The sequence below is a fragment of the Pseudomonas sp. RIT-562 genome, from assembly GCF_026241895.1.
GTDB classification, from domain to species: domain Bacteria; phylum Pseudomonadota; class Gammaproteobacteria; order Pseudomonadales; family Pseudomonadaceae; genus Aquipseudomonas; species Aquipseudomonas mandelii_F.
Map to the genome: position 1 here is coordinate 26,702 of NZ_JAPJIV010000031.1, position 20,597 is coordinate 47,298.

Annotated in this window: 18 protein-coding genes; 6 read left to right on the forward strand and 12 right to left on the reverse strand. The window is 61.0% G+C overall.

The window, feature by feature from the left end:
- Positions 1 to 59: 59 nt before the first annotated feature.
- The gene (locus ORL50_RS26865) at positions 60 to 932 is read right to left on the reverse strand and encodes a LysR family transcriptional regulator (protein ID WP_266019540.1); all 873 of its coding nucleotides are present in this window, start codon (positions 930 to 932) and stop codon (positions 60 to 62) included.
- 268 nt (positions 933 to 1,200) lie between these two features.
- On the opposite strand from ORL50_RS26865, the gene ORL50_RS26870 reads away from it, so the two are divergent.
- Both ORL50_RS26870 and ORL50_RS26875 read left to right on the forward strand, forming a co-directional pair.
- A complete protein-coding gene (locus tag ORL50_RS26870; protein WP_266019542.1) occupies positions 1,201 to 2,526 on the forward strand; it encodes an MFS transporter in 1,326 nt (441 codons plus the stop codon).
- A 10-nt stretch (positions 2,527 to 2,536) separates the two neighbouring features.
- Entirely contained in the window at positions 2,537 to 3,928 is a 1,392-nt protein-coding gene (locus ORL50_RS26875; protein ID WP_266019544.1) for an FAD-dependent oxidoreductase, read from the forward strand.
- Positions 3,929 to 3,931: 3 nt separating this feature from the next.
- Here ORL50_RS26875 and ORL50_RS26880 read toward each other — a convergent pair whose 3' ends face one another.
- Positions 3,932 to 5,260, reverse strand: a complete 1,329-nt coding sequence (locus ORL50_RS26880; protein WP_266019546.1) for a type VI secretion system Vgr family protein — start codon at positions 5,258 to 5,260, stop codon at positions 3,932 to 3,934.
- Positions 5,261 to 5,492: 232 nt separating this feature from the next.
- Between ORL50_RS26880 and ORL50_RS26885 the strand changes: the two genes are divergently transcribed.
- Positions 5,493 to 6,200: a YebC/PmpR family DNA-binding transcriptional regulator gene (locus ORL50_RS26885; RefSeq protein ID WP_266019548.1), complete on the forward strand. Its 708-nt coding sequence runs from the start codon at positions 5,493 to 5,495 to the stop codon at positions 6,198 to 6,200.
- 136 nt (positions 6,201 to 6,336) lie between these two features.
- Here the strand turns inward: ORL50_RS26885 and ORL50_RS26890 are convergent, their stop codons facing one another.
- From ORL50_RS26890 to ORL50_RS26905, 4 genes are all read right to left on the reverse strand, one after another.
- Complete coding sequence (locus ORL50_RS26890; protein WP_266019549.1) at positions 6,337 to 7,650, reverse strand: leucine-rich repeat-containing protein kinase family protein; 1,314 nt, start codon at positions 7,648 to 7,650, stop codon at positions 6,337 to 6,339.
- Between the two features lie 64 nt (positions 7,651 to 7,714).
- Complete coding sequence (zapE, locus tag ORL50_RS26895) at positions 7,715 to 8,836, reverse strand: cell division protein ZapE (protein ID WP_266019551.1); 1,122 nt, start codon at positions 8,834 to 8,836, stop codon at positions 7,715 to 7,717.
- A gap of 93 nt (positions 8,837 to 8,929) precedes the next feature.
- Complete coding sequence (locus ORL50_RS26900) at positions 8,930 to 9,682, reverse strand: anti-sigma factor family protein (RefSeq protein ID WP_266019552.1); 753 nt, start codon at positions 9,680 to 9,682, stop codon at positions 8,930 to 8,932.
- The gene (locus tag ORL50_RS26905) at positions 9,679 to 10,185 is read right to left on the reverse strand and encodes a sigma-70 family RNA polymerase sigma factor (RefSeq protein WP_266019553.1); all 507 of its coding nucleotides are present in this window, start codon (positions 10,183 to 10,185) and stop codon (positions 9,679 to 9,681) included. Before ORL50_RS26905 ends, ORL50_RS26900 begins: the two co-directional genes overlap by 4 nt.
- 158 nt (positions 10,186 to 10,343) lie before the next feature.
- On the opposite strand from ORL50_RS26905, the gene ORL50_RS26910 reads away from it, so the two are divergent.
- Together ORL50_RS26910 and ORL50_RS26915 are read left to right on the forward strand one after the other, a co-directional pair.
- Positions 10,344 to 11,429 carry a catalase family peroxidase gene (locus ORL50_RS26910; RefSeq protein WP_266019554.1) on the forward strand — a complete coding sequence of 362 codons (1,086 nt, stop codon included), beginning with the start codon at positions 10,344 to 10,346 and terminating at the stop codon, positions 11,427 to 11,429.
- On the forward strand, positions 11,426 to 11,971 hold the full coding sequence (locus ORL50_RS26915) for a cytochrome b (protein ID WP_266019556.1): 546 nt from the start codon (positions 11,426 to 11,428) through the stop codon (positions 11,969 to 11,971). Before ORL50_RS26910 ends, ORL50_RS26915 begins: the two co-directional genes overlap by 4 nt.
- 36 nt (positions 11,972 to 12,007) lie before the next feature.
- Here the strand turns inward: ORL50_RS26915 and ORL50_RS26920 are convergent, their stop codons facing one another.
- Both ORL50_RS26920 and ORL50_RS26925 read right to left on the reverse strand, forming a co-directional pair.
- Entirely contained in the window at positions 12,008 to 13,159 is a 1,152-nt protein-coding gene (locus ORL50_RS26920; RefSeq protein ID WP_266019558.1) for a M14 family metallopeptidase, read from the reverse strand.
- A gap of 469 nt (positions 13,160 to 13,628) precedes the next feature.
- Complete coding sequence (locus ORL50_RS26925) at positions 13,629 to 13,970, reverse strand: DUF6124 family protein (RefSeq protein WP_266019560.1); 342 nt, start codon at positions 13,968 to 13,970, stop codon at positions 13,629 to 13,631.
- A 131-nt stretch (positions 13,971 to 14,101) separates the two neighbouring features.
- On the opposite strand from ORL50_RS26925, the gene ORL50_RS26930 reads away from it, so the two are divergent.
- Positions 14,102 to 14,749, forward strand: a complete 648-nt coding sequence (locus tag ORL50_RS26930) for a LexA family protein (RefSeq protein ID WP_266019562.1) — start codon at positions 14,102 to 14,104, stop codon at positions 14,747 to 14,749.
- 39 nt (positions 14,750 to 14,788) lie between these two features.
- On the opposite strand, the gene ORL50_RS26935 is transcribed toward ORL50_RS26930, so the two are convergent.
- From ORL50_RS26935 to ORL50_RS26950, 4 genes are read right to left on the reverse strand one after another with little or no spacing between them, the layout of a single operon-like run.
- The gene (locus ORL50_RS26935; protein ID WP_266019564.1) at positions 14,789 to 16,744 is read right to left on the reverse strand and encodes an acetyl/propionyl/methylcrotonyl-CoA carboxylase subunit alpha; all 1,956 of its coding nucleotides are present in this window, start codon (positions 16,742 to 16,744) and stop codon (positions 14,789 to 14,791) included.
- Complete coding sequence (locus tag ORL50_RS26940) at positions 16,744 to 17,559, reverse strand: gamma-carboxygeranoyl-CoA hydratase (RefSeq protein WP_266019566.1); 816 nt, start codon at positions 17,557 to 17,559, stop codon at positions 16,744 to 16,746. The genes ORL50_RS26935 and ORL50_RS26940 overlap by 1 nt, the downstream gene beginning before the upstream one ends.
- 20 nt (positions 17,560 to 17,579) lie before the next feature.
- Positions 17,580 to 19,187 (reverse strand): carboxyl transferase domain-containing protein, encoded by a 1,608-nt coding sequence (locus tag ORL50_RS26945; protein WP_266019568.1) that lies wholly within the window; start codon positions 19,185 to 19,187, stop codon positions 17,580 to 17,582.
- A 12-nt stretch (positions 19,188 to 19,199) separates the two neighbouring features.
- On the reverse strand, positions 19,200 to 20,363 hold the full coding sequence (locus ORL50_RS26950) for an isovaleryl-CoA dehydrogenase (RefSeq protein ID WP_266019570.1): 1,164 nt from the start codon (positions 20,361 to 20,363) through the stop codon (positions 19,200 to 19,202).
- Between the last annotated feature and the right edge of the window lie 234 nt (positions 20,364 to 20,597).

Below are 20,597 nucleotides of genomic sequence, written 5' to 3' on the forward strand. Positions count from 1 at the left end.
CGGCGGGGCTATCGCAAGCAGGCTCACTCCTACACGGGATGGCGGTGATCTTACGCGGCCTACACCATGCTCTCGCGCACCATCTGCAGAAAGGTCGCCACCACCCGCCGCGAACTTTGCTCGCGCAGACACACCAGGGTCTCCGTCAGCCGCCGCGTGCAGTCGATGATTGGCAGCGCACATACTCTGGAATCGGCACCAAACTCTGCGGCCGATACCACTCCCACGCCAATACCCACCACCACCGCTTCGCGCGCCGCCTCGCGGCCTTCAACCTGAATCGCCGCACGAATGCGAAACCCGGCCTGGGCCATTTCCTCTTCCAGGGTCTGGCGCGTCACCGAACCGATTTCCCGCAACACCAACGGCGTGTCATCGAGGTCCGCCAGGCAGATTGAATCGCGATCAGCCCAGGGGTGATTGCGTGAAACGAACGCCACCATCGGGTCGTTGCGCAGCGGCAGCGAGATCAGTCTTTCGTCGCTGACATCGCGGCCCAGCAAAGCCAGGTCAGCCTGGTAATTGAACAGCCGAAACAGCGACTCATCGGTGTTTCCCGTCTCGATCTTCACGGTGATCCCAGGGTAGCGTTCGCAGAAGCGCGCGATCTGCGGCAACACGTGCACCGGCGCATCCACCGCCAGAATCAGGCTGCCGGTGTGCAATGCCCGGGAATCCTGCAACAGCTCCTGCGCCTCTGCCTCGATGACAAACAGGCGTTGGGTGATGCCGAGCAAACGCTCGCCCAGGTCGGTCAGGCGCACCGAACGCTTGTTGCGGTGGAACAGCAGCACACCGAAGCGCTCTTCCAGCTTGCGCACTTGGTCGGATATCGCTGGCTGGGTCAGGAATAGCCGCTCGGCGGCCTTGGTGAAACTTCCATGAACCGCCACGGCGTGAAAGGCTTTGAGTTGGGCGTGGGAAACCGACATCGCAACCTCCAGTAACAAGCTGAACTTATATTGGAAATACGATAAATCGATTTCACTTATTAATCAGTAATTGTTTTTATCGGCTTCAACCCGATGACTGTTCGGTCGAACAGCATCCGTGGCCATGAGCCTGCGCGTGCAATGGCAGGACTCATCTGACCGGTATCGCCACAGGGACCAGGCGATATCGCAGTGCTCAACAATAAAAAACACAGGCGTTATTTCTCGATTTCTGCCGGCACACTCACACCCTGAGGTCAGAACCACAATGAACAATCACATCGGTACCATCAAGCGTTGGCGCGTGCAGATCTTCGCCATCACCTGGCTCGCCTACGCCGCGTTTTACTTTACCCGCAAAGCTTTTTCCGTCGCCAAACTGGGGATCGCCGAAGACCCCGACTTCACGCTCGACAAAATGGCCATGGCCAACCTTGACGCCATCTACCTGGCTGCCTACGCCATCGGACAATTCACCTGGGGCATCCTCGCTGACCGGTTTGGGCCCAGGGTGGTCGTCCTTGGCGGGTTGCTGATTTCTGCAGTGGCAGCGCTGGTGATGGGCAGCTTCGCGACCTTGCCGATTTTCGCCACGTGCATGTTGATCCAGGGCCTGGCGCAATCTACGGGCTGGTCCGGGCTGTGCAAGAACCTCGGCAGCTTCTTCCCCGCCGAGCAGCGTGGCCGGGTGCTTGGGTTATGGAGTTCGTGCTACGCCTTTGGTGGCCTGGTAGCTTCACCGTTTGCCGGCTGGTGGGCCTACACGCTGATCGGCACCTGGCATGCGGCTTTCATTTCCAGTGCGGCGGTGGTCGGGCTGGTGGCTGTGCTGTTCTTTGTTTTCCAGCGCAACAAACCTGAAGATGTCGGCTTGCCAGCAGTGGAACCAGAGCCGCCGTTGACGCCTGCAGAGGCCCATGCCCAAAGCCGGATCAGTGTGCTGGAACCGCTGCGCGAAATCCTGCGCAACCGCACGGTGCTGGTGCTGGGACTGGCCTACTTTCTGTTGAAGCCGGCGCGCTATGCGATTCTGCTGTGGGGGCCGGTGATCGTCTTCGAGCAGATGCCGTCGGTAGGCAAGGTCGGTGCAGCCATCATCCCCACCGCATTCGAACTGGCCGGGCTGCTCGGGCCAATCCTGTTGGGGCTGGCTTCGGACAAACTGTTCGGCGCCCGGCGCATGCCCGCCTGCGTCATCAGTCTGCTGGCGCTCACGGTATCCCTGGCCTTGTTCATGGGCGCGCTGCACACCGGCAGTGTGCTGCTGGTGGTCGCGTTGTTGTTCGTCATGGGGCTGACCTTGTACGGACCGGACTCCATGATCAGCGGTGCGGCAGCGATCGATTTCGGCACTGCCAAGGCGGGTGCGACAGCGGCCGGGTTCGTCAATGGCTGCGGTTCGGTCGGGGCGATCCTGGGAGGGTTGCTGCCGGGCTACTTTGATTCGGTCACCGTGTTTATCGTCTTCGCCGGCTGCGCGATGTTCTCCGCGCTGGTGCTGATACCCCACTGGAACAGCCGCCCGGCTGTGCTGAATCCAGAAGACGCATTCGTGCCTAACCGGCCGATGAGCGTAAAACCCCTGCGTACATAAGGATTGACCCATGAGACCTTTCTGGCTGGAACAGGCGCTGGCGGCTGAGTCCTGCGTGCCGTGCGAGCCTTTGGCCGGTGACACCCGCGCCGACGTGTGCATTGTCGGTGGCGGCTACACCGGATTGTGGACTGCGATCATGCTCAAGGAGCAAAACCCTGAGCTGGACGTGTTGCTGATCGAGGCAGACATCTGCGGTGCAGGTGCCAGTGGCCGCAATGGCGGTTGCGCGCTGTCGTGGTCGGCGAAGTACTTCACCCTGGAGCGGTTGTTCGGAGTGGCGGAAGCGGTGCGACTGGTGAAGGAGTCGGAGCGCAGCATTTATGCGATCGGCACCTTCTGCGAGCAGTATGGAGTCGATGCCGACTACCGCCTGGATGGCACGCTCTACACCGCCACCAACCGCGCCCAATGCGGTTCGACCGATGCGGTGATCGCGGCGCTGGAGCGCAACGGGATCAACTCGTTCACCCAGCGCCCGCTCGCGGATGTGCAGCGCATGGCCGGTTCCAGCAAGCATCTGGAAGGCTGGTTTTCACCGGCAGCCGCCAGCGTGCAGCCAGGCAAACTGGTGCGTGGTATGCGCCGGATCGCCTTGCAGCTGGGAGTGAGAATTCATGAGCGAACGGCCATGACCGGCCTGGAGGAGGGGCGGCCTGCGGCGATCCATACTCCGGGCGGCACCGTTCGTGCCGATCGGGTAGTGCTGGCGATGAACGCCTGGATGGCTCGGGCATTTCCTCAATTCGAGCGCAGCGTGGCGATCGTTTCCAGCGACATGCTGATCACCGAGCCGAGACCGGATCTGCTCAATAAAATCGGTTTGACCAGCGGCGTGACAGTGCTCGATTCGCGGATTTTCGTGCACTACTACCACAACACGCCAGATGGCCGAATCATGCTCGGCAAAGGGGGAAACACCTTTGCCTATGGAGGGCGGATGTTGCCGGTGTTCGATCAACCGTCGCCCTATGCCGGGCTGCTGAAGCATAGCCTGGGCGAGTTCTTCCCGGCCTTTGCCGAGGTGGAAGTAGCGGCGACCTGGAACGGGCCCTCGGATCGCTCTGTGACCGGCTTGCCGTTTTTTGGCCAGATGAGTGCCAGCGGCAACGTGTTTTACGGGTTTGGCTATTCCGGTAGTGGCGTCGGGCCGTGTCACATGGGCGGGCAAATCCTCGCCTCGATGGTTCTGGGCCTGGACAATGCCTGGACCCGTTCGCCGTTGGTCAACGGCCCGCTGGGCTTCTTCCCGCCGGAGCCGATTCGTTACCTTGGTTCGCTGATGGTGCGCAATGCCATCCGGCGCAAGGAGCGCGCCGAAGATCACGGGCATCGGCCGCGGCATCTGGATGTGCGCCTGGCAAAGTTTGCCGCGGCGGCGGGCAAGGCCGACAAGGGGTAACACTCAGTGCTCCGCCAGCCAACCGAGCAATAGCCCGGTATCCGTTCCCGGTTGCGCTGCCGGGTGCGATTGAACTGCGGTGGCCCAGTACACCGGTTGCTCAGGATCGCCATCGAGGAAGCTGATCAGCACTGCGCTGCCCGCAACCGGCACGGCGCCGGAGTCGATGCACTGGGCCGGCTCTGCGCAAGCGATGTGCACGGGGATGGCGCCAGAACGATCAGGATCGAAGGGTGCACTGGGCCACAAACAAACCATCATCCGCCCCTCATCATCCAGAGTCGCCGGCTGTCCCGGTTGACCCAGAACCCGCGCCGGCTGATTCCCTGCAATGATCGGTCGAGGCTGGAGCCGGGGCGCTCGGAAGACGGTCGACCAGGGGATGGCGGTGAACTCGTTGCGATACTCGCCAACGCCGCTGTCCCTGGCGAGAATCGAAGCCTGGCGCCCTTGATGGCGCAGGCCAGTCAGCAGCCATTGGTCGTTGAAGGCTGGTACCGGATGTTGCGAGATTTGCACGATGCGCCCGCTGCACAAAGCGTCATGGTTGCTCTGGCCATGGATCTCTCGGGAGGAGCAACGCAGGCGTTCCAGTTGCCGCAGGCTGCGTTGTGAAGCATGGGCCGGGTTTGGCGCTGTGAGGCGCCGGTCTACGGCGTAGAGTCGAGCGGGCGAGGGTCCTGAGTTATGGCGCTGATACAGCTGGCTGATGGCCGGCATCGCCCTGGGATGGTTCGGCTCAGGGCGGAACTGCGCCAAGACCGGCTCCTGGGGCAGGCTGAGACTGTCGTCAGCCAGCACCAGCACGTGCCCCTGGTGACTGTGCTCGAAATGAAAGTGGATGCCTTCCTCTTCACACAGCCGACGGAACAGGTCCAGGTCATTTTCTTCGTACTGGATGCAAAAAGTTCGGGCCGGGTACTGACCCATCAGCTCAAGGCGATAGCTGCTCTCGGGCAGTTCATGCGCCTTGAGTAACTGCTGGAGAATGTCCGGTACGCTCAGGTGATGAAAGACTCGGCGCTGGCTGCAGTCGTGCAGCGATTGCAGGCGCGGCATCACGGTGAGGGTGCAGCCGATGTGGTGTGACCCACGATGTTCGCTTGTAACGCACTGGATTATTCCGTGAATGCCGTTGCCATTGCCCAGTTCGAGGAACACCTCCTGGTGCATCAACCGGCCGGGGTTGAAGGCGGATGCCAGGGCTATAAATTCGATCTCGAATCGATAAGGTTGATTCAGTGCTTCGTGGCCACTGAACTGCAACACCGGCAGTTGCAGATCACTTTTGAGTAGGGTCAGGTTGAACGGACTTTCCTTGTCGTTGTACATCGGGTGCACTTCTGCTGGCAGTTGAGGGACGCAGAGGGTACGAAACCACGGCTCTGTAGGAACGCCGCATATGTATTTTCAGAATCGGCCTACAGCAATTGGTGAAGATGCCTATGCATCATGGCGAGCAAACCGGTGGAATTTTTGGTCGATTGCCAACTTTAGGCCGTATAAACTTGCACAAAGCGTCGGCCAATAGATGTTTCGGCGCCACAGACAAGAGAGTGAGTTAATGGGCGCACAGTGGAAGGTTAAACACAAAGAAGCGGCATCCAATGCCAAGGGCAAGATCTTCGGCAAACTGGTGAAGGAAATCACCATTGCCGCGCGAAACGGCGCCGATGTCGCGACCAACGCGCATTTGCGCCTGGTGGTCGAACAGGCGAAGAAGGCGTCCATGCCTCGCGAGACCCTGGAGCGCGCGATCAAGAAAGGTTCGGGCCAGCTTGGCGAAACCGTGCAGTACCACCGTGTGACTTACGAAGGCTTTGCCCCGCATCAGGTGCCATTGATCGTGGAATGCGTGACCGACAACATCAACCGCACCGTCGCCGAGATTCGCGTTGCGTTCCGCAAGGGCCAGCTTGGGGCTTCGGGTTCGGTGTCCTGGGACTTCAACCACGTCGGCATGATCGAGGCGTCCCCTGACAGCCCGGACGCCGACCCGGAAATGGCCGCGATCGAAGCCGGTGCACAAGATTTCGAGCCGGGCGAAGAAGAGGGCACGACCCTGTTCCTGACCGAGCCTGCGGACCTGGATGCGGTGCAGAAGGCCTTGCCTGAGCAAGGTTTCACGGTGTTGTCGGCGAAGCTGGGTTATCAGCCGAAGAACCCGGTGAGTGGTTTGACTGACGAGCAGATGGCCGAAGTCGAGGCCTTTCTTGAAGGGCTGGACAACCATGATGACGTGCAGGATATGTTTGTTGGGTTGGCGGGTTAATTCGGTTCTGCAGTAACAAGTGTGGGAGCGGGCTTGCTCGCGAAGGGGTCGTTCATCCGCTATCTATGTCGCCTGAACCGGCCCCTTCGCGAGCAAGCCCGCTCCCACACACACACACACACTGGATCTGTGGCGGTCACAGATCCTGTAACGCTTGCACAATCTCGCTGAACCCCGGCCGCTCCATGACCTGCGGCTGACAGCATCGCAGGTGCAGATCTTCCAGCTGCCTGCGGCGCTCCACGGTCAACCCCGAGTGGACCCGCTCCAGCAGCTCCCCCAGCAGTATCCCGAATGCTCGCACTTCAAGTCGTTGCAAGGCACGGCTTTCGAAGCTGTCCGCGGTCGCGTGGAAAGACGCCGCGCCAAAGTCCCCCAGCAGGCAATCACCGCGATCGTTGTAGAGAATATTGTGGCCGTAGAGGTCACCGTGGGTAATGCCCTGGCGGTGCAGATGGTCGGCGACCGAGGCGATAGCAGCCGCGATGCTCAACGCCACCTCGGCGCTGAAGCGGATGTCATCGGCGTAGACGTCGCGGCTGCAGGACGCCAGGCTCGGCAGCCCGGCCAGGTTACGAAAGTTCGGCTCGACCAGCTCCATCACCAGCCCGGCTTGCCCCTGTGGATGGTCGCCGATGCGTCCCTCGACCCGGATGAGATGGGGATGCCTGCCTGCGGTGATGCAGGCGTTCATTTCGTGCAGAGGTGAGCCGTCGCTGGTCATCTCGCCTTTGTAGAGTTTGACCGCGACTTGCAGGTCCCCTGAGCCTGGGCGAATCCAGCTCGCTCGATGGATCACTCCGGAGGCGCCTTCACCCAATTGCTGCTCGAGACGCAATGCCGGCCAGGGGATGGTGGCAGTCGATTCGAGCACTGCGGAGTCGGCCTCGGTTTCCAACGGGTTACCGGCGTAGGCCAGCCAGGTCAGGCTGGGCAGGGTGAGCAGCCATTCGGGGAGTTCAGTCAGTTGGTTGGCGGCGACCCGGATCAGTTCCAGTTGATGGCAGTTTTGCAGGCTGTCAGGCAAGCGCTGTAACTGATTACCGGCGAGCATGAGTTTTTGCAGGTGCGGGCGCTCGCCCAATTCCTGCGGCAGTTCGCTGATGCAGTTGTCGGTCAGGATCAGCCAGCGCAGCAAGGGCGGCAGTGCCGCGCCCGGCACCTGCGCGATGCGGTTGGCCTTGAAGCCGACCATGCTCAGTGAGCGGCACTGGCCCACGCACGCGGGCAGTTCGGTGAACAGGTTGTCGGAGCAGAACAAAACCCGCAGGCGGGTCAGTCGATGCAGGTCGTCCGGCAGCTGGCTTAGCGCGTTGCCGCTGAGGTTGAGGACTTCGAGGGAGTCGGCCAGGTCGAAGATTTCCCGGGGGAATTCGCTCAGGCCACAGGCGAGGTCAAGGCGAGTGCTGCCCGCCAGTTGGCCGGCGCGCAGTTGGGCTAGGGTGTCCATGAAATGGCTTCGCTATCGATCTGCAGATGGGTGCCGACATGATACCGGTACAACTGCACTGTGCTCATTTCAAACCATTGATTTGCACCAACTGCCCCAACCGACTGCGGGTTCGCGCCAGATCGATCGCATCTCCCCCAAGGCTCTCACTCAACGAATGCTGGCCGACCAACGTCAGGTGTTTGTCCTGATCGTAAAGTACGTCCACCAGGTTGATGAACCGTTGTTGCGCCGCGATGGAAGTGTCGGCGAGCCGGGGTAGGTCGAGGATGATCCAGTGATCGAATTGTCGGCACAGCTCCAGGTAATCCATGACCGCAGTGGGGTGCTCACACAGGTCGGCGAAGGTGACCCCGATAGTGCGCCGATCGCGGTAGCGGGCCTGCAACTGCCGGGTGCCGACGGGCACTGGCAGGGGCGGTGCATCAGCTTCGGGCAAGTCCAGGGTCAGGCGCAACGCCGGTGTGTCCGGCCAGAGGTAACGTCCGTGAGTGAAGATTTGCTGGGCGTGATTTCGCGCCTGGCTTCGGTAGTCGTGGGGCCCGCCGACTTCCATGACTTGCATTTTCGCGTTGATCAGGTCGATCACCGGTTTGAACCGTGCGTGGTAGAGCGGGTTCGGCAATAAACCTTCAGGTGGATAATTGGAGGTGACCAGCAGCAGGATGCCCCGGCGAAACAGCGCCTGGAACAGGCGGGTAATAAGCATCGCGTCGCCGATATCGTGGACGTGAAACTCGTCGAAACACAACACCCGGCAGTCTTTCAGCAACTGGTCGAGGGTGACCTCCATGGCATCAGGCTTCTCGCGGTGGGCGAACATTTGCTGGTGCAACCGGGCAAAAAATTCGTGGAAGTGCAGCCGCTGCTTTTCGCGAAGTGGGATAGCCTGGAAAAAGCCGTCGAGCAACCAACTCTTGCCGCGTCCCACTGCGCCATGCAGATACAGCCCAGGCAGCCTCTGAGGTGATGAGCCGGGCAGCAGGGGGGCGTACTGCGCCATGCAATCGATCACGCGTTGCTGACTGTGGCTGAGGGTGTAACCCTGGGCATGGGCCTTCTGGCGAAAGTAGTCGTGGATCACTTTCGCGCTGGCGACCGGGGTGGCCGGTGCCTTGGCGAACAGGCGGCGCAATACCGGCCAGCGTGATGTGAGTCGCGAACGCTTGGGTGGTCGAACGGCCACTGGAATGTCACCCCGAGATCTTCAAAGCCGGCGCCCCGAGCGGCGGCGGCACAGTTTAACCAAATGGGTAGTTTTGCTTCCAGCGCTGTATAGTCAAAACGTTTCAGTTTGCCGGAGCAGCTGCGCCGCCGGGGTATTGTTGGGGCTGACCATCGCATAGTTGTAACCGGCGCCCGACCAGTATTCGGCCTGGAGCTCGCCATCCGTGCGACTGCCCCGGGGCAGCAGGAAGTTCTTGGGCCCAGGTGGGCGCACGTAGAAGCTGATCTTCTGCCCGTTCGGGTTTTCGTAGACCACCATCGCCGCCGGCCCTTGCTCGGTGCTGAGCAGGCGCCCGCTGACCGGTTTGAAACCCGCATCGGCGAGGTCTGGCAGGCGATTGGCCTGGGTGAAATAGCGATCCAGCCAGGCCTGCATGTCGCCCTGTTCGCCGACCTTGAAGTCCGCCGGCAGCAGGCCTTGCTGCGCAATCAGGCGGTACGCCTGCAGGGCATCGGTCATCGGTGCCGCAGTACTGAGTAAGGTCATTTCCCGAGCCTGCCAGCCGCTGAAGCCGCCAACGCTGACGGCCAGCAGCAGCACGGCGGCGCTGGCCAGATGACGCCGGGACTGACGCTGGAGGCGTTGGCGAATGGCTGCAGGGGCCAGCTGCGCATTGGTCGGTTGTTGCAGCGCGCCGCTGAGGCTGGCGCGCAGTTGCTCGGCGTCCTGCTGCCAGGCGCGCACGGTGGCGGCCGCCTGTGGGTTGTTGGTCAGATAAGTCTGCACCAGGCGTCGGTCGGATTCGCTGAGCTGGTGGTCGATGTAGGCGTGCAGGTCACGTTCGTCAGGGGGCATGCTGATCATTTAAGTCTCCGCAGGGCAGGGCGGGTAATTTCACCTTCGCTGAGTTGGCGCAAGGCCTGGCGGGCGCGGGACAGACGCGACATCACAGTCCCAGTGGGTACCTGGAGAATCTCGGCCACTTCTTTGTAACTCAAGCCTTCGACTGATACCCACAGCAGCAGTGCGCGTTGTTCGGCAGTGAGCTGGTCGAAAGCCTTGAGGGTCGATTGGGCGATCACCGTGCGCTCTGCAGAGGGTTCGGCTTCTGCGCGGCCGATAAAAAATTCGAGCATTCGCGCATAGCGCCGGGAACGCCGGTGGGCGTCCAGGAACTGTCGATAAAGAATCGAGAACAGCCAGGCGCGCAAATCGCCTTCGGGTCGTTTGTCGCTCCAGCGCGACAGTGCCCGCTCCAGGCAGGCCTGCACCAGATCATCGGCGCTGCTCGGATTGCGCGTCAGGGACAAGGCGAATCGCCTCAACCTGGGAATGATTTCACTCAGTTGTTCGTCGATATCGTTCATGAAGTTCTGGCTAGTCACTACGCTGTGGACCAGGAAGACGCTCGGCGTTCGAGATTATTCCACGCCCGAAAAAATAAACACCCGGTGATGGAATAAACCGTCCGGGGGTTCGTCTGCTTGATTCTTCTCATTTGCGGCCACAGGCCCTGGAGTCTTTCATGGTAGATCGCTCATCACCGCCCACCCGGCCGCCGCTGAGCGCCACCAGCCTGGTGCTGCGTCTCGGCGGCATCGCTTTGGTGGTTGCCGCTGTTGCCGGGGCTTTTGCCTACGTCAACGGTACTTTCGACCCGCAGCGGCTGACGCCGAAAAAACTGATCAATGTGCTGGAAACCAATAACGGCGTGCACCCGGGGTTCCGGCGTAACCATTCCAAGGGCGTGTGCGTGATCGGTCATTTCGAGAGCAGCGACGAGGCGCGCAGTTATTCCAGTGCTCAGGTGTTCAACGAGGCGCGGACCCCGGTGGTTGGCCGTTTTGCGCTACCGGCGGGCAATCCCTACGCGCCGGACAGCAGCGTGCCGATTCGCAGCATGGCGCTGCGTTTCACCCAGGCCAATGGTCAACAATGGCGCACCGGGATGAACAGCATGCCGGTGTTCCCGGTGGGCACCCCGGAAGCCTTTTATCAGTTGCAACAAGCCCAGTCGCCAGTGCCGGCCACCGGCAAGCCTGACCCTGCGGCAGTCCCGGCATTCTTCGGCGCGCACCCGGAAGCTGCGCCATTCCTGGCGTGGATCAAGACGGCCAAGCCCTCGGCCAGTTATGTCACTGAAACCTACAACAGCGTGAATGCGTTTTATCTGGTCAACGCCGCCGGCCAGCGCCAGCCAGTGCGCTGGAGCATGGTGCCGGTTGCCCAGGATGCGCCAGGCGCAGCGGCGCCTGAAGGCAGTGATTTCCTCGAAAAAGACCTGGTCCAGCGAATCGCCGCAGGGCCACTGCGCTGGCAGCTGAACATCACCCTGGCCGACGCCGGTGATCCGATCGACGATGCGAGCAAGGCCTGGCCGCCAGGGCGCAAGGTGGTAAATGCGGGGACTCTGGTGCTCGAAAGCACTCAGCCACAGCTCAGTGGTGAGTGCCGGGATATCAACTATGACCCGCTGGTGCTGCCTGCTGGCATCGAAGGCTCGGGCGACCCGCTGCTCGCCGCGCGCTCAGCCGGGTATGCCAGTTCCTACCTGCGTCGCACCAGTGAAGTCAGCCAGTTGCCCGCCGCCAAACAGGAGGCTCGCCAATGAGCACTCAACCGAATCACTTCGCGCCATTGGCGCGGCTACTGCACTGGCTGATGGCGCTGATGGTCATCGCCATGCTGTTTATCGGAGCGGGCATGGTGGCCTCGGTGTCCGAGCGTCATGAGTGGCTGATCCACCTGCACAAGCCGTTGGGCATCGCCATTCTGTTGCTGGTGATCGTGCGCATCGTCGTGCGTTTTTCCACTCGACAGCCGCCACTGCCAGCCGATTTGCCGGGATGGCAGGTGCTCGCCGCCAAAGGCTCGCATCTGTTGCTGTACGCCTTGATGCTGGTGTTGCCACTGCTGGGGTGGGCGATGATCTCGGCGGCGGGCGACCCGGTGATGCTCAGCAGTTCGTTGCAGTTGCCGTCGATCGTACCGGCCAACGCCCAGGTATTTGCGGTCCTGCGCAAGGCTCATGGGTACCTGGCTTACCTGCTGTTCCTGACCGTGTTGCTGCACCTGGCCGCGGCGCTGTTCCATGGCTGGGTGCGCCGTGACGATGTGCTGCAGAGCATGCTGCGGGGTAAGGATCGCGGGTGATTTGGCAGCCGCAGTTGAAGCTGCGGCTGCAACCGGTCAACGCAAGGCATCAACCATGTCGGCAATGGTCGTCAGCACGTCCTTGGCCAACTGTTTGGAACGCTTGCCCGACCAGCCCGTCAACGGGTTTGGAGAATCATCATTGTCCTTGAAGGGCATTTCGAGGGTCAGCGACAGGCAGTCGAATTTCTCGCCGACGCTGTTGCACGCCAGGGTCATGTTGGCCTTGCCCGGTTCATCGCGGGTGTAGCCATGCTTGGTCTGGAAGTCCTTGGTCAGGTGCTTGAGGTGAGTGCGGAACTGCTCTTCGAGCTTTGCGATGCGCGGGGTATAGCCTGGATTGCCTTCACAACCGGCAGTGAAAACGTAGGGAATCTCTTCATCGCCGTGAATATCCAGGAACAGGTCAACCCCGTGTTGTTCCATCTGCTGCTGCACGAACAGCACCTCCGGGCTGAGTTCCTGGCTGGCGCTCTGCCAGGCACGGTTGAGGTCCTGGCCCATGGCATTGGTGCGCAGGTGACCGTGGAAGGCGCCGTCCGGGTTCATGTTGGGCACCAGGTACAGGTCGGCACTGGCCAGTAGTTTGTTCAGGACCGGATCGTCGTGTCTTTCCAGGCGCTCGATCACACCTTCCATGAACCATTCGGCCATGTGTTCGCCCGGGTGTTGCTGGGCAATCATCCACACCTTGCGCCGGCCCTCGGCGCCCGTACCTTTGCGCAGCAGTTGAATGTCCCGGCCCTCGACACTTTTACCGGTGGCCAACAGTTCGGTGCCGGCCTTGCTCAGCGCCTGCTCGATCAGCCAGTCGTGACGCCCGCGGCTGTAAGGTTCGAAGTAGGCGAACCAGGCGTGGGTGGCGGTGGCTTCGAGACTGAAGCGCAGGCAGTCGCCTTCGAAGATAGTCGGTACGCGGAACCAGTTCACGTGGTCGTAGGACGCGACGGCCTGATAACCATCCCAGGCCTTGTTGTAGGAGGACTTGCTGGCGTTATTCAGACGAAACCAATGTTCTTGGCCCACATGCAAGCCGCTGGCCTTGAAGTGAAACCACTGGAAGTGCTGGCTGCGGGTATCGGGCCGAATGGCCAACAGTGCTTGCAGCGGGTTGCTGATATCGAGTACTTCGATGTTGCCACTGTCGAAATTGGCGCTGATGTCGAATGAGGATTTAGCCACGGTCATAATCGGTTCCTGAATATGATTTTTATGGCTGATACTTTACACGCAGGGAGGGGAAAAATCGGGGAAATTGCCAGAATCTGGGGGGCGTCTTCCTTGACGCTGGCGCAGCTTAGAGACTGTGCGATTGATTCTCAAGTGCTATTTTTCGTTAGTTTGAGCCAATGATGGCGGGCTTCCCTTGCCAATGAACATTCTTTTGATATCATCCGCGCCATCGAATTTGCAGTCACTAAAGACTTCATTAGCCTGAAGCCAAAAGCCAGAATAACTGGCAAAAAAAAGACCCGGCAAAAAGCCGGGTCAAAAACCGTGATTAGCCTGATGAGGAGATAGTCCAGGAGACCGACCTAAGGTCTCTTGGTCCATCGACTGATCTCGCGACCAGTTGGTGCAATAATAATCATTCTCGTTTGCAAGTCAAACAGTTTTAGCTGCCCGTCAGGAAAATTCTTACCTGGCGTCTTCGTTTTCAGCCTCTTTGCGCTTTGTTGAGGGACCGATCGACCATGGCCCTGGCCATATCGATCAGGTGCACCGTCGACAATGTCAGGTCTCGGCTGGCGCCCTGCAGATTACCCGCCGATTCATAAGCAATGGAGGCGGCGCAGCGCATCAGGTCCGAGGCATGCACCAGTGCCTCCTCGGCGCTGACGTTGTGATTCACTTCAAAAAAACGCGTTTCTTCGGGCTCTGCTGACACAGCTGGTTTCAAGTAGTAATCGAGCGCTCGCTGGGCTGCAGCGAAGCCTTGGGGCGAATTGAGCGTGGTGTCCATCGGCTCTTGGGGCAGGTCAGTGCTGGGGATTGGCATGGTGCTGTAAACTCCTTTTTTGATTTTCAGATCCGTAAAAAGAGCTTAGTACAAAGCGTATTTGTTTCGGCAATTGAAATAATACAGCTTGTGTTTTGAGCGCAGGTAGGAGCCCGCGTATCGTGCCGGACATGGATAAATGGATTGATTTGGTCAAGGCAAAGATGAGTGAGTTAAATATCACTCAGGAGATACTCGCGGACCGTCTGGAAATGTCACAAGGCGGTGTTGGACACTGGCTGAATAAACGACGCAAGCCCAGTATCGACGACATGAATCGCGTGCTCGAAGCTCTCGGCCTGGACTTTCTTGAAGTGGCGATGGTGCTCAGGGAAATCGAGGCTGGCGAGCAGGATGTTCTGCCTTTGGCGCAGCGCTACAACCCGTCTTTTCGCTATCCGATCACTGGTTGGCAGGAAGCCCGCCTGCTGCGCGATGGGGAGTTGCCGGTGTATGGCGCGACGCAGTTCGAACTGTCCGACTACCACGCCCGCGGCCGGGCTTTCTGGCTCAAGGTCGAGGGCGACGCAATGACTGCGCCCAGTGGGCTGAGCATCGGCGAAGACATGTTGATCCTGGTAGATCCGGATGCTGATGTATTGCCGGGCAAACTGGTCATCGCCCAATGGTCTGGCAGCGCCGCTGCCACTTTTCGCAAGTTGATCGAGGAGGGCGGTCAGCGCTATCTGGTCCCGCTCAACCCGACTTACCCCAAAGCCTTGTTCACCGCCGACTGCCGAATCATCGGCGTGGTGGTGCAGGCCACTGCCAAGTTCTGACCGGACCGGTCCTACGCCCACGTAGGACCGATCCGGATTTCACGCCTCTTCCAGCTCGACCAATGCGCTGCCCTCACTGACCATCTCGCCTTCCTGGCAATACAGGGCCTTGATTACTCCAGCGTGCGGCGCGCGAATGCTGTGTTCCATTTTCATGGCTTCCAGCACCACCAGTTGCGCTCCGGCTTCGACCGTTTGCCCGGCCTCCACCAGGACTCGCACGATGCTGCCGTTCATCGGTGCGGTCAGGCCACCCTGGTGGCTATGGCTGGCTTCTACGGCACTGATCGGGTCGTAGGACTCGATGCGACGCAATTCCCCATCCCATTGCAGATAAACCACGCCGTCGCGGCGGATTGCCCGGTGCTGGCGACGCATTCCAGCATGCTCCGTCAGCAGATGTTCGCCCTGCAACTGTGCAGTGCTCGCGTTGGCAGGGCCCAGCGTCAGCGCTCGATCCTGGCCTTCGCAGCTCAGGTGCAAGGTGATTTCCCTCGGCAGCCCGGCGCGCAAACCGTTGGAGTTTGCCCAAGGCGACGCCGGGTCGTCAGTGCGCGGTGCGGCTACCTTACTCTGGGCAAATGCCTGCGCGGCGGCCTGCCAGAAATCCTCGCCCAGCTCTGCCGGTGGTGGCAGCAACTGTTCCTGATAACGCGGGATAAACCCGGTATCCAGTTCTGCGGCGGCAAAAGCGGGGTGGCCGATGATTCGGCGCAGGAAGTTGATATTGGTTCTGAGACCGCCAATCGCGAATTCGTCGAGCATGCCCAGCAGACGCAGGCGCGCCTGTTCGCGGTCTTCGCCCCAGGCAATCAGCTTGCCCAGCATCGGGTCGTAGAACGGTGAGATCTCATCGCCTTCTTCCACTCCGCTGTCGACTCGACGCCCGGCACCTGCGGCCGATTCGCGATACAACTCCAAACGACCGGTCGCCGGCAGGAAGTCATTGCCCGGGTCTTCGGCGTACAGCCGGACCTCGATGGCATGACCAACCAGGGGCACCTGTTCCTGGGTCATCGGCAGCGCTTCACCGCGGGCCACGCGGATCTGCCAGGCCACCAGGTCGAGCCCGGTAATGGCTTCCGTCACCGGGTGTTCGACCTGCAGGCGGGTGTTCATCTCCATGAAGAAGAACTCGCCTCGCGAGTCCAGCAGGAATTCCACCGTGCCGGCGCCGACGTAACCAATCGCCTGAGCCGAGCGTACGGCAGCTTCGCCCATGGCCCGCCGCAGTTCCGGGCTCAGGCCTGGAGCAGGCGCTTCTTCGACGACCTTCTGATGGCGACGTTGAATCGAGCAGTCGCGCTCATTGAGGTACAGGCAATTGCCATGCTGGTCGGCAAAGACCTGGATCTCGACGTGCCGCGGCTTGAGCAGATACTTTTCCACCAGCATGCGTGAATCGCCAAACGACGATTGTGCTTCACGTTGTGCCGAGGCCAGGGCTTCGGCCAGCTGGCTGACGTCCTCGACCACTTTCATGCCCTTGCCGCCACCACCGGCCGTGGCCTTGAGCAGCACTGGATAGCCGATGCGAGCACAGGCCTCGCGGAAGGTTTCCAGGTCCTGGGCTTCGCCGTGATAGCCCGGGACCAGGGGCACTCCAGCGGTTTCCATCAATGCCTTGGCTGCGGATTTGCTGCCCATTGCATCGATCGCCGAGGCCGGTGGGCCGAGGAAGATCAAGCCGGCATTTTCGATGGCCCGGGCAAATCCGGCATTTTCCGACAGGAAACCGTACCCCGGATGAATCGCCTGGGCGCCACTGGCCTGTGCTGCGGCAATCAGTTTGTCGATCTGCAGGTAACTGTCGGCGGCTTTGCTGCCACCCAGGTCTACTCGGATATCGGCCTCGCGGCTGTGCCGGGCGTCTCGATCAGTGGCGCTGTGCACGGCCACGGTGGTCAGGCCAAGGGCTTTGGCGGTGCGCATCACCCGGCAGGCGATTTCGCCGCGGTTGGCCACCAGTAAAGTGGTAATGACGGGCGTGCTCATCAACGCGGCTCCTTGGTGTTGGGGGTAGCCAGCCAGTTCGCCGGGCGTTTTTGCAGGAAGGCGCGCAGGCCTTCCTGACCCTCAGGACTGACGCGGATCCGCGCAATCGCATTTTCGGTGTAGCGGCGCAGTGCCGGGGTCAGCGCGCCGTTACCCACTTCGCGCAGCAAGTCCTTGCTGACACGCATGGCGGCGGGGCTGTTGAGCAGGAGGTTGGCGATCCACTGCTCGACCTTCGATTCCAGTTCCTCCAGCGGATAGCTTTCCGCTAACAAACCGATCTCCCGTGCCCGCTGGCCGCTGAACCGCTCGGCAGTCAGGGCGTAGCGGCGCGCAGCGCGTTCGCCGATGGCTTGCACCACGAACGGACTGATCACGGCAGGAGCCAGGCCGATGCGCACTTCCGACAGGCAGAATTGTGCGTCGTCGGCGCCGATGGCCATGTCGCAGCAGCTGATCAAGCCGAGCGCTCCCCCAAACGCCGCGCCTTGCACTACGGCCAGGGTGGGGATCTTCAGCTTGGCGAGGTTGTACATCAGCTCGGCCAGCTCGCGGGCGTCGTCGAGATTGGTGTGGTAATCCAGTTCGGCAGACTGCTGCATCCACGCGAGGTCAGCGCCAGCGCTGAAATGTTTGCCACGGCCGCGCAACAGCAGGAATCTCAGGCTGGTATCGGCCGAGACTTTATCCAGGGCGAGGATCAACTCGCGGATCATCTGCGCGTTGAAGGCATTGTTCTTGTCTTCGCGGGCCAGCCACAAGGTCGCGAAACCCCTGGGGTCGGTGTGCAGCTCAAGGGTATTGAAGTCGTTCATATTTTCCGTTCCCACAGAAATCACATCCGGAACACGCCGAAACGGCTTTGTTCTACTGGCGCGTTAAGCGCGGCCGACAAGGCCAGGGCCAACACATCGCGGGTCTGCGCGGGGTCGATGACGCCGTCGTCCCAGAGCCGTGCGCTGGAGTAGTAGGGATGTCCCTGTTGTTCGTACTGATCGAGGATCGGCTGCTTGATCTCGGCTTCCTGCTCGGCGCTGAAGGTTTGGCCGCCACGCTCTGCCTGCTCGCGTTTGACCTGCACCAGGACGCCGGCAGCCTGTTCGGCACCCATCACGCCGATCCGCGCATTTGGCCACATCCACAGAAAGCGCGGATCGTAGGCGCGCCCACACATGCCGTAGTTGCCGGCGCCGAAGCTGCCGCCGATGATCACGGTGAACTTCGGCACCTTGGCGCACGCCACCGCCGTCACCAGTTTCGCGCCATGCTTGGCGATGCCGCCGGCTTCGTACTTCTGGCCAACCATGAAGCCGGTGATGTTCTGCAGGAACAGCAACGGGATGCCACGCTGACAGGCCAGCTCGATGAAGTGCGCGCCTTTTTGCGCGGCTTCGGCAAAGAGGATGCCGTTGTTGGCGAGGATCGCGATCGGATAACCGTGCAGGTAGGCAAAACCGCAGACCAGCGTAGTCCCGAACAGCGCCTTGAACTCGTCGAACACCGAGCCGTCCACCAGGCGTGCGATGACTTCCCGCACATCGAAGGGCTGCTTGGCGTCAGCCGATACCACGCCATACAGCTCATCGCTGGCATACAGCGGGGCGATCGGCGCGCGTTGCTGCACTTCGCCGAGCTTGCGCCAGTTAAGGTTGGCAATGCTGCGCCGGGCAATGGCCAGGGCGTGTTCGTCGCTCTCGGCGTAGTGATCGGCAACACCGGAAATCTTGCAGTGCACATCGGCACCGCCAAGGTCTTCGGCACTCACCACTTCCCCGGTCGCGGCTTTGACCAAGGGCGGGCCGGCCAGGAAGATGGTCGCCTGGTTGCGCACCATGATCGCCTCGTCGGCCATGGCCGGAACGTAGGCGCCGCCGGCGGTGCAGGAGCCCATGACCACGGCGATCTGCGGAATGCCCATGGCGCTCATGTTGGCCTGGTTGAAGAAGATCCGGCCGAAGTGTTCGCGGTCCGGGAACACTTCATCCTGACGCGGCAGGTTGGCTCCGCCGGAGTCCACCAGATAGATGCAGGGCAGGCGATTTTGCTGGGCGATGGTCTGGGCGCGCAGGTGTTTTTTCACGGTCAGCGGGTAGTACGAGCCGCCTTTGACCGTGGCATCGTTGGCGACGATCATGCATTCCACGCCTTCGACGCGACCAATTCCGGCGATCACGCCGGCAGCCGGGACTTCCTCACCGTAAACCTCGTAGGCCGCCAGCTGGCTGATTTCGAGGAAGGGCGATCCTGGGTCGAGTAGCCGATTGATGCGCTCGCGAGGCAATAACTTGCCCCTTGAGGTGTGGCGGTCTTGCGCTTTGGCGCCACCACCTTGCTGCACTTGGGCGAGCAGGGTGCGCAGGGCGTCGACCTGTTTGAGCATCGCCGCGCTGTTGGCGGCGAACTCCGCCGAACGCGGGTTGAGCTGGGTATGCAGGATAGCCATGGACAACTCCGGTTAGCGGGTTTCGTTGAACAGTTCACGACCGATAAGCATGCGACGAATCTCACTGGTCCCCGCGCCGATTTCGTACAGCTTGGCGTCACGCAGCAGACGACCAGCGGGGAATTCATTGATGTAGCCGTTGCCGCCGAGGATCTGGATCGCATCGAGGGCCATTTGCGTGGCGCGTTCGGCGCTGTAGAGGATCACGCCGGCGGCGTCCTTGCGCGTGGTCTCGCCGCGCTCGCAGGCCTGGGCCACCGCATAGAGATAGGCGCGGCTGGCGTTGAGCTGGGTGTACATGTCGGCGACCTTGCCCTGGATCAGCTGGAATTCCCCGATGCTCTGGCCGAACTGCTTGCGGTCGTGGATGTACGGGACGATCAGGTCCATACAGGCCTGCATGATGCCGGTCGGGCCGCCGGACAGCACCACTCGTTCGTAGTCGAGGCCGCTCATCAAGACTTTTACGCCGCCGTTGAGGGCGCCCAGGATGTTTTCTTCCGGGACCTCGACGTCATCGAAGAACAGCTCGCAGGTATTGGAGCCGCGCATGCCGAGCTTGTCGAACTTGTTGCTGCGGCTGAAGCCTTTCCAGTCGCGTTCGACGATAAAAGCGGTGATGCCGTGGGGGCCTTTTTCCAGGTCGGTCTTGGCGTAGATCACGTAGGTGTTGGCGTCCGGGCCGTTGGTGATCCAGGTCTTGCTGCCGTTGAGCACGTACTTGTCGCCACGTTTATCGGCGCGAAGTTTCATCGATACCACGTCGGAACCGGCGTTCGGCTCGCTCATGGCCAGCGCGCCAATGTGCTCGCCGCTGATCAGCTTGGGCAGGTACTTGAGCTTCTGCTCGTGATTGCCGTTGCGGTTGATCTGGTTGACGCAGAGGTTGGAGTGCGCACCGTAGGACAGGGCAACTGAAGCCGAGCCGCGGCTGATTTCTTCCATGATGACCACGTGAGCCAGGTAACCCAGGCCGGCACCACCGTACTCTTCTGCAACCGTGACGCCGAGCAGGCCCATGTCGCCGAACTTGCGCCACAGGTCTGCGGGAAACAGGTTGTCGATGTCGATCTGGGCGGCGCGCGGGGCGATCTCGCTGGCGACAAAGGACTGAACCGAATCACGCAGCATGTCGATGGTTTCGCCGAGGGCAAAGTTCAGGGATGGGTAGCTCATGGGGCACCTTTTGGCTTTTTTGTTGGGTGGGGAGGGCGCGCTGCAGCTCTCACCTTTACGTTAACGTAAGCCTGTGACGAATGGCTGTCAATCACCCTTTACGTTAACGTCAACTTGAGCGACAGTAGGGGCAGATTATCTGAAGGCGAGCCCCCTTGGAGGACTGGTACCTGTGGGAGCAAAGCTTGCTCGCGATGACGGACCGACATTAGTTTTCATGGCGACTGGCAAATC

Coding starts and splice junctions, on each gene's coding strand:
- ORL50_RS26865 (WP_266019540.1), bottom strand. CDS start 932: ATGTCGGTTTCCCACGCCCAACTCAAAGCCTTTCACGCCGTGGCGGTT.
- ORL50_RS26870 (WP_266019542.1), top strand. CDS start 1,201: ATGAACAATCACATCGGTACCATCAAGCGTTGGCGCGTGCAGATCTTC.
- ORL50_RS26875 (WP_266019544.1), top strand. CDS start 2,537: ATGAGACCTTTCTGGCTGGAACAGGCGCTGGCGGCTGAGTCCTGCGTG.
- ORL50_RS26880 (WP_266019546.1), bottom strand. CDS start 5,260: ATGTACAACGACAAGGAAAGTCCGTTCAACCTGACCCTACTCAAAAGT.
- ORL50_RS26885 (WP_266019548.1), top strand. CDS start 5,493: ATGGGCGCACAGTGGAAGGTTAAACACAAAGAAGCGGCATCCAATGCC.
- ORL50_RS26890 (WP_266019549.1), bottom strand. CDS start 7,650: ATGGACACCCTAGCCCAACTGCGCGCCGGCCAACTGGCGGGCAGCACT.
- ORL50_RS26900 (WP_266019552.1), bottom strand. CDS start 9,682: ATGATCAGCATGCCCCCTGACGAACGTGACCTGCACGCCTACATCGAC.
- ORL50_RS26905 (WP_266019553.1), bottom strand. CDS start 10,185: ATGAACGATATCGACGAACAACTGAGTGAAATCATTCCCAGGTTGAGG.
- ORL50_RS26910 (WP_266019554.1), top strand. CDS start 10,344: ATGGTAGATCGCTCATCACCGCCCACCCGGCCGCCGCTGAGCGCCACC.
- ORL50_RS26915 (WP_266019556.1), top strand. CDS start 11,426: ATGAGCACTCAACCGAATCACTTCGCGCCATTGGCGCGGCTACTGCAC.
- ORL50_RS26920 (WP_266019558.1), bottom strand. CDS start 13,159: ATGACCGTGGCTAAATCCTCATTCGACATCAGCGCCAATTTCGACAGT.
- ORL50_RS26925 (WP_266019560.1), bottom strand. CDS start 13,970: ATGCCAATCCCCAGCACTGACCTGCCCCAAGAGCCGATGGACACCACG.
- ORL50_RS26930 (WP_266019562.1), top strand. CDS start 14,102: ATGGATAAATGGATTGATTTGGTCAAGGCAAAGATGAGTGAGTTAAAT.
- ORL50_RS26935 (WP_266019564.1), bottom strand. CDS start 16,744: ATGAGCACGCCCGTCATTACCACTTTACTGGTGGCCAACCGCGGCGAA.
- ORL50_RS26940 (WP_266019566.1), bottom strand. CDS start 17,559: ATGAACGACTTCAATACCCTTGAGCTGCACACCGACCCCAGGGGTTTC.
- ORL50_RS26945 (WP_266019568.1), bottom strand. CDS start 19,187: ATGGCTATCCTGCATACCCAGCTCAACCCGCGTTCGGCGGAGTTCGCC.
- ORL50_RS26950 (WP_266019570.1), bottom strand. CDS start 20,363: ATGAGCTACCCATCCCTGAACTTTGCCCTCGGCGAAACCATCGACATG.